Annotated in this window: 5 protein-coding genes; 2 read left to right on the top strand and 3 right to left on the bottom strand. The window is 59.6% G+C overall.

Annotated features, from left to right (window positions below; all coding sequences use genetic code 11):
- Nucleotides 1–123: 123 nt before the first annotated feature.
- The 3 genes from G494_RS0114455 to G494_RS0114445 all read right to left on the bottom strand — a co-directional run bounded on the left by G494_RS0114455 (nt 124) and on the right by G494_RS0114445 (nt 2316).
- Nucleotides 124–348, bottom strand: a complete 225-nt coding sequence (locus G494_RS0114455; protein WP_153305896.1) for a hypothetical protein — start codon at nt 346–348, stop codon at nt 124–126.
- A 14-nt stretch (nt 349–362) separates the two neighbouring features.
- Nucleotides 363–1844, bottom strand: coding sequence for a DUF438 domain-containing protein (locus tag G494_RS0114450; RefSeq protein WP_028585099.1), 1482 nt, complete (start codon nt 1842–1844; stop codon nt 363–365).
- Between the two features lie 151 nt (nt 1845–1995).
- Entirely contained in the window at nt 1996–2316 is a 321-nt protein-coding gene (locus G494_RS0114445) for a cupin domain-containing protein (RefSeq protein WP_028585098.1), read from the bottom strand.
- Between the two features lie 187 nt (nt 2317–2503).
- Between G494_RS0114445 and norR the strand changes: the two genes are divergently transcribed.
- Nucleotides 2504–4096, top strand: coding sequence for a nitric oxide reductase transcriptional regulator NorR (norR, locus tag G494_RS0114440; protein WP_028585097.1), 1593 nt, complete (start codon nt 2504–2506; stop codon nt 4094–4096).
- Between the two features lie 820 nt (nt 4097–4916).
- Nucleotides 4917–6665 (top strand): bifunctional aspartate transaminase/aspartate 4-decarboxylase, encoded by a 1749-nt coding sequence (locus G494_RS0114435; protein WP_051305727.1) that lies wholly within the window; start codon nt 4917–4919, stop codon nt 6663–6665.
- The last annotated feature ends 296 nt before the right edge of the window (nt 6666–6961 follow it).

Raw genomic sequence — 6961 nt, 5'->3', positions numbered from 1 at the left:
CATCGATCGATGAGGATGGGAGCCGCAACAGGAGCACCCTGGAGCCCGCCTTCGCGGCCATGACCGCTCACCCTGAATCAAGCAAGGCGGACCTGCCCTGTTCTTCAAGTTCTCCAGAGCCCGCTAGGAAAGAAACAGCGCCGCGATCAGACCGATGGGCCCCCCAGCCCCCTGCTGTCCCCCTGCCAGCACGATCAAGCTCCAGGTAAAGAGAACCAGGACAAGCAGGATAAGGAAAAAGAATGGTCCCAGAACCAGCTTTTCCAGGACAGACAAGCGCAGACCACCGGCCGGATCCGCCTCGGGCAGTTGACCACAGCGGGCGAGCCGGCACCGGATCTTTTCCATGAACAGCTGCGCCCTCATTTCCACTCGAGCAGCCGGCGCTGGCCTGTAAGCCCACGGAGATGGCTGGCGTCCTGTCCCACCTCCAGACAGCCCAGATAGTCGCCCTGGCGGTTGCGCAGGGCACGATACTGGATATGGATGAACCTGTTGCCAAGCTCCAACCAGAATTCAGCCGTGTCCCGTTCTCCTGATTTGAACTTTTCCAGGATCTCGGTCACCATATCCACGGATTTGGGCGGATGGCAGTTCCGGACATTACGGCCAATCACCTCCGGGCTGCGGGGAAAGATACGGTGACTGGAATCAGAGTAGTAGGCCACCTTATCCTCGGCATCGACAAAGCTCATATCCACAGGCAGGTTACAGAGCATCTCGTTGAGCACCTCCAGGGAGAGCCGACCGGTGGCAAGATCCACCAGACCTTCAGGGACAGCCCCCTTCTCCGCCCCCTCCACCGCGGCCTGCACCGGGGGCTGCCAATCCTCACCAGGCTCCACCTCAAAGGCGTAGCCGATCTCGTCATCGCCCAGGCGAATCCGGGCCCACTCCTCAGCCCTCAGGGTCTCAAGGGCCATGGGCAGGAGGATCCGTTCCTCCTTGTAGATCATATCCTCGACTGCCGTAACACAATCGGCCACGGCCTGCCGGGCGGCTGCCCGGTCCGTACCCTTCAACAGGGCTGCTGCGCTGCGCAGCTGCGCCCTGATATCATCATGCACCTCCCACATCACCTTGGTGGGAGCCTCCAGACCATGGTGCTCCAGCAGGGGGAAGAGCTGGTTCTCCTTACGCACATAGTGGGTCCGGATATCGCTCAGCTCCGCCACCAGGCTGCGCAGCTGGCCCACGGTAAAGGACCAGATGGTTTCGCCCGGCTCCTCACCCATCCGCTCCAGCTCCAGAACGAGCGCCTTGCCGAGCTCCGAGGCATGCCGGTTTTCCTCCATATAGGTGTGCACAGGGTGACCGGCCGGCATGCAGGGGGGCAGCTGACCGTCCAGGGTCCCCTTGAAGAGTTCCACATGGAGGTTGCACAACTGCTTGATCTCCGCTTCAGGCAGCCCCTCATCGACCAGGGCCTGCTCCAGGGCGGCGATCTCCTCGGGGCTGATATCACCGACACTCTGTTCAAACTTTTCCTGCAGTTCCTGCAGCGCTGCCCCGGCATGCAGTTCACGAATAATCTCCTTCAGGGCGACCAGGCGTTGCTCGGCAGAGAGGGGGGCCTGGTGAGCAGCCGTGACCTCCGGGGGCAGGATCTCGACCTGGACACCGGTCACGGCCATGATCCTGCCGGCAACAAAGAGCATCAGCTCCAGGGTATCCTCTTTGCCCAGGGAGGCGGCCTTCTCCAGGGTGGCCACCCTGCCCATGGTCTGACGCAGGATCGGATTTTTCAGTTTCACAAAGGCCGGATTATGCTCGGCCAGAACATCGATCAGGAAGGGGTACTCCTGCATCAGGGTGAGAATGGTGGTCTTTGGGCTCAGTTGCATGATGCTCTCCATGGTGCGCTCTTCACCAACCCAGCCCCGGAGTGGTTGGTCCGGGAGCCGGGCGGTGCGGATAAAATAAGAGGGGGTTGAAGAGGCAGCAGCTTTTCCCTGCCGCTCCACCAGCTCCCAGGCTCTCTTGAGCCGGCTTGGTTCAGATGGGCGGGGCAATGGTCACCAGGATCCTCATCCTGGTGGTCGCCCTCACCCCGTGGGGTTCACGAATCTGGGAGATCAGGAGGTCGCCGGCCTTTGCCGGGATGGCCGCATCCCCTTCACCGAGGAAAAAGCCCTCCCCCTCCAGCACCTGGATGGACAGCTCTCCATCCAGGTCATGGGAGTGGACCGGGAAGGTCACCCCTGCATCGAGGTTGAAGTTGATAATCTTGAAATTTTCTGAATCTTCCACCAGAAAGAATCGTTTCATCACGCCAGGGGTGAACTCGTTGGTATTCTCCAGCTGCAGTACCTTCATGGGGTGCTCCTTGGGTAAAGAGTGGTATCTTAAGGGGATATCCCTCATTTTTGCCTCGCTGCCCTTACCTAGCAACTGTCGTGCCAGATACGCCCGCATCGCAATATCCAGCACTTATCCACAATGTATCCACGATCACAACAGCTGCAGGTTGTGATCGTGGATACAATGTTGTACTGTTCACAACATGAAGAAACTGGAAACCCTCTCTGCCATCGCAACCGACCTCACCGCGGTCCTGACTGCCGAGGATCGCTACACCCGCCTGCTGGAGGCCCTCCACCTGGCCATCCCCTATGACTCTGCAGCCCTGCTGCGGGTCGAAGAGGAGCAACTGCTCCCGCTGGCGGCCAAAGGGCTGCTGCCGGCAGCCATGGCCACGGTATTCAAGCGCAGCGATCACCCCAGGCTTGATATCATCTGCAGTTCCCGCGAGCCGACCCTGTTCTCCAGTGACAGCAGCCTGCCCGATCCCTTTGACGGCCTGTTGCTGGCGGGCAGCCCGGACAGCAAGCAGACGATCCATGCCTGCATGGGCTGCCCCCTCTGGGTCAGGGAGCAACTGGTCGGGGTGCTGGTCTTTGACGCGGTTGAGCCTTCAGCCTTTGCCCACCTGCCGCTGCAGTACGTAGAGGTCATAGCTGCCCTGGCCGGTGCCCAGATCCAGACCGTGGGCCTCCTTAGTGGTTTGGAGAGAGAGGCCAGACACCAGGGCCAGCTGGCCTCAGACCTGATGCAGGACATCCAGCAGCAGCGGGGCCGGGAAATCCTGGGCAACAGTCCGGCCATCAGGAAGCTGCGCCGGGAGATCGAGCTGGTCGCGGGCTCCGATTTTACCGTGCTGATCCTGGGTGAGACCGGGGTGGGCAAAGAGCTGGTCGCCCGGGCCATCCACAGCGGATCGCCTCGCAGCGACCGACCGCTGTTGTACCTGAACTGCGCCGCCCTTCCCGCCTCATTGGCGGAGAGCGAGCTGTTTGGTCATCGTAAGGGCGCCTTTACCGGTGCGGTTAAGGACCGGGCCGGCAAGTTTGAGCTTGCCCACGGCGGCACCCTCTTTTTGGATGAAATAGGTGAACTCTCGCTTGCGATCCAGGCCAAGATCCTCAGGACCATCCAGGAGGGGGAGGTCCAGCGGCTGGGCTCGGAAAAGATGATCCATGTGGAGGTCCGGCTGCTGGCTGCAACCAACCGGAACCTGGAAGAGGAGGTGGCGGCTGGGCGATTCAGGGCCGATCTCTACCACCGCTTGAATGTCTACCCCCTGGAGGTACCGCCGCTGCGCGAACGCAAGGACGATATTGGCCTGCTGGCTGCCTTCTTTGCAGAGAAAACCAAGGGCAAACTGGCTATCCGGGAGATCACCATCAGCCAGGAGGCCCAGCGCCTGCTGCTTCGCTATCGTTGGCCAGGCAATGTCCGAGAGCTGGAGAATGTCATCTCCAGATCGGTACTCAAGGCCTCGGCCGGCGCCATCAGCGGCGAGTCGCTGCTCCTCTCGCCGCTGCATCTGAGTGCGGACCTGAGTGCCGGCATCTACACCAACCCGGACCCTCCCCGGCCCAGCCCGCCCTCTCCTACAGAGGGTCGTTCGGGTCTTTCCCTGCGGGACGAGGTCAAGGCCTTCCAGGTTGAGCTGATCAAGAGAGCGCTGAACAGGAACCAGGGCAACTGGGCGGCGGCAGCCCGTGACCTGGCCATGAACAGGAGCAACCTGCACAACCTGGCCACCAGGCTGGGAATACGGGAAAGGGGAAAGCAGGGAAGAACAGCGGGTTGAGCAGGACCCGGGATGGCGAACCACAGGGGCAAGTCCCATGGACAGAATATCCCAGCGTTCCAGGCTGCGCCCACAGGCAGAGCGAGAGGATATCCACCCTCAGTTGCCTCTCTCTGCAGTCGCCCTGTTCTACGATCCCAATCTGCCGTCATGCCCGCCCTTTTACCGCCATACCTACGCCTCTACCGTCATGCCCGCGAAGGCGGGCATCCAGGGTGCTCCCACTGCACCTCTCGTCCTCGACAATCGTCCTCAACGCTCGTCCTAATCCCTCAATCTCAACCCTCGATATCAACACCATCCCACTCCGGCAGACATCCAGCTCAAGGGGGCGGTCTCCCTCCTCCAAAACTGGATTCCCGCCTGCGCGGGAATGACGACCTACAAAATACGCTCCCGGGCCGGGACGCCCCCGTTCAACCGAATGCTCCCGGGGTGAAGGATTTGACACTCAACCTCTATTTATCATAGGATTTACAGAGCGGGCCGGCTGTGAGCGGCGGAGCAGTTCTTGCGCGTGGACGATCGGGAAAGAGCCTGGCCACAGAGATAAAGGGTACCTTGAAAAATTAGATTTTTCAATCAAGGCCAAGGCGCGCGATAAATTTTACTGCAGGCATATACCTGATATTCCGAGGATAAAGTTTTAAGTGCAACGCCGAGATTGGAAGGAAAAGCAATTTTTCAAGGTGGCCTAAAGGGATACAAAGAGGTGTGACTGGGGTGCGGATGAGGAAGGGGGGCGGGGACGGACAGAAGAGGCAACGGATCCCCCTCAAACCCTCCTCCCATGGAGAGGAAATCAACCTACGGAGAAGATATGTCATCAGAGATACATCACCTTTTACACGAGGTCGCCGAAGAGACCAGGCAGGGCAGTGTCAGTCGGCGTGATTTTTTCAAATATGCCGCCATCTTCGGGATGTCGATCAGTGCTGCCGGTCAGCTCATCGGTTTGACCGCCTCCGAAGCTGCAGCTGCCGGCGCAAATATCGACTGGGCCGCACTGGAGCAGGAGAGCCCCTTTGAAATCAAGAACCTGTTGATCAAAAAGGCCCAGGATGCCTGTCACAGGGCAGAGGACACGGTCTTGAATGCCGGACGGGGCAATCCCAACTTTCTCAACACCGGGGTACGCCATTCTTTTGCCCTGCTCACCCAGATTGCCGCAGAGATGGCGGAACAGGACTCGGCTATCAGGGACGTCGGCTATCGCCAGGACAAGAACGGGATGGCCAAGAGGTTACGGGCCTCCATTGCCAGGAAACAGGGGCAGCCCGGGGCGGATCTCCTCGGACAGGCAATTGACTATGCCTTTCAGGAAGTTGAACTTGATGCCGATGAACTCGCCTTTCAGCTGGTGGACGGCATCCAGGCCGACTTTTATCCGGATCCACCCCGGATATTCCCGGTAACGGAACAGATTGTCGGCAAATATCTCGATCGGGTGGTCTTCAGCAATGCCCCTCCCCAGGGGAAATTTCACCTCTTTGCCACCGAAGGCGCCACCGCTGCCATGATCTATATCTTTAACTCCCTCAGGGAAAATATGATCCTCAACCCCGGGGACAAGGTGGCCATCGTCACCCCGGTATTTTCGCCCTACCTGGAGCTGCCCCTGCTCGATGATTACGGCCTGAAGACGGTATACATCGAGGGCAAGGAAGAACTCGGTTGGCAAATACCGGATTCCGAGGTGGCCAAGCTGAAAGACCCTGCAGTCAAGGCCCTCTACATGGTCAACCCCACCAACCCCACCTCGGTCTCCCTGAACGCCGATACGGTCAGGCGGATGGCCGGAACCATCCGCAGCCACAACCCGGATATGGTGATTATCTCCGACACGGTCTATGCCAGCTTTGTCGATGAATTCAACACCTTTGGCAAGGAACTGCCGGAAAACATCCTGGGGGTCTACTCCTACTCCAAATACTTCGGGGTTACCGGCTGGCGGCTCGGGGTGGTGATGGTCCATGAAAACTGCATCATCAACCGGCTGATCAAAAAACTGCCCAAGGCCAAACAGGCCATGCTGGATATGCGATATCGCCTTACCTCGACCAGGCCCGGGGAGATTCCCTTTCATGAACGACTGGAGATGGACAGTCGCCAGGTCGCCCTGGCCCATACCGGCGGAATCTCGGGCCCCCAGCAGGTGGCGATGTGCCTGTTTTCCCTCTACGAGCTGCTCGATCAGGACTATCTCTACAAAAAGTCGATCATGGATATCCTCAAGAAGCGCTGGTCAGCACTCTTCCGGGCCATCACCCTGCCTGAGCCGGAGGGGAACAACCTGACCCGCTACTACGCGCTGATAGACCTGCAAAAACTGGCCACCAGGATGTACGGCCCGGCCTTCAGCAGCCAGTTAACCGAGAAGAATCCCCTGGAGTTTCTCTTTAAACTGGCAGAAGAGCATCGCACCGTCTGCCTCCCAGGCAAGGGCTTTGCCGGACCGGACTGGTCGCTCAGGGTCGCCCTGGCCAACATCAGTGAGGCAGATTGCCGGGATGTTGGCCGGGCCATTGTGGCGGTGATGGCGTCCTATCACCAATCCATGAAGGGCTGATACCGGCCCCTCCGGCCAGGCAGGGAAGCAGCAGGCAGGCCCTGCTCCCCTGCCTGCGGTTGGCAGGCTTCAGGTGCTCAGCTCAGCCAAAACCCTGCAGGCCGGCAGCCATTCCGACCCAGCGGCACGTGCTATCAGCATATCACGGAATAATCTGGTCAGAGTCAAAACCGTGGTCTGTCCCCGGATACCCCGGATACCCAACGATTGATGGCAACCCCATGACCACGCAGAGAGACATCATGACACAGGGGGAAGGCTGCCCCTCCCTCCTCCGAAACTGGATTCCCGCCTCC

Origin of the sequence: Desulfogranum mediterraneum DSM 13871, assembly GCF_000429965.1 — a bacterium.
Classification (GTDB): Bacteria; Desulfobacterota; Desulfobulbia; order Desulfobulbales; family Desulfobulbaceae; genus Desulfogranum; species Desulfogranum mediterraneum.
This window is presented reverse-complemented; position numbering and strand designations above follow the sequence as displayed.